The 937-nt window shown below is 50.5% G+C and carries 1 protein-coding gene; it reads left to right on the top strand.

The features are described from left to right. The coding region (locus R8O11_RS25760; RefSeq protein ID WP_318194680.1) for an FGGY-family carbohydrate kinase at nucleotides 1-912 on the top strand (912 nt) is incomplete at its 5' end. Between the last annotated feature and the right edge of the window lie 25 nt (nucleotides 913-937).

Here is a 937-nt window from a genome sequence, read left to right as displayed (position 1 = left end):
AAATTAGGCTTACCAGAAGGCATCGCGATTGCAATCGGCGAGTTTGATTGCCACATGGGTGCCGTTGGTGCCGGTGCTGGTGCCAACGATTTAGTTAAAGTCATTGGCACTTCTACCTGTGACATTTTGATGGTTGAATCACAAAACGTCGGTGACCGCACTATTCATGGTATTTGTGGTCAAGTCGAAGGCAGTGCCATACCCGAGTTGCTAGCACTTGAAGCCGGACAGTCCGCTTTTGGCGACATGTATGCCTGGTTCAAAAACGTCTTAATGTGGCCACTACAGGCTTATGCCGAGCACAATCCAGACTTTGCCTTAACTGCCGAAGAAGTTGCTTCAGAACTTTTGCCAATGCTCTCGCAAGCTGCCGAGCAGCAAGGTATCGACCAATATACTCCGGTTGCAATGGATTGGCTCAATGGCCGCCGAACCCCTTACGCAAACCAGCGTCTTAAAGGTGCCATTTGTGACTTAAACCTTGGTAGCTCATCACCTGCAATTTTCTCCGCACTCGTAGAATCCACTGCGCATGGCGCAAAAGCGATCGTCGATTGCTTTATAGAACAAGATGTCACTGTCGAACGCGTCATCGCCATTGGTGGCATTGCGCAAAAATCCCCTTACGTGATGCAAATGTGCGCCGATGTGATTGGTCGCGACATCATCGTGGTCGAATCAGATCAATGTTGCGCATTGGGGGCAGCGATTTTTGCAGCCGTCGCAGCTGGCGTTTACCCGACGACTAAATCAGCACAAGCCGTGATGGCAAGTCCTGTTCGTCAAACCTACTCACCAACACCAAAAGTGCAAACATTGCGAGCACAGCGTTACGCGACGTATCGCGAGCTTGGGCAACACATGGAGCAGATTGCGGAGTTTCACCAATCGCAGGAGCGTGAAGATGTCTGAACAAATCGTCTGGAATGATGCGGAC

This window comes from Vibrio sp. 1288 (assembly GCF_033344475.1).
The sequence above is the reverse complement of the archived record's forward strand: the minus strand, read 5'-3'. Positions and strand labels throughout refer to the sequence as shown.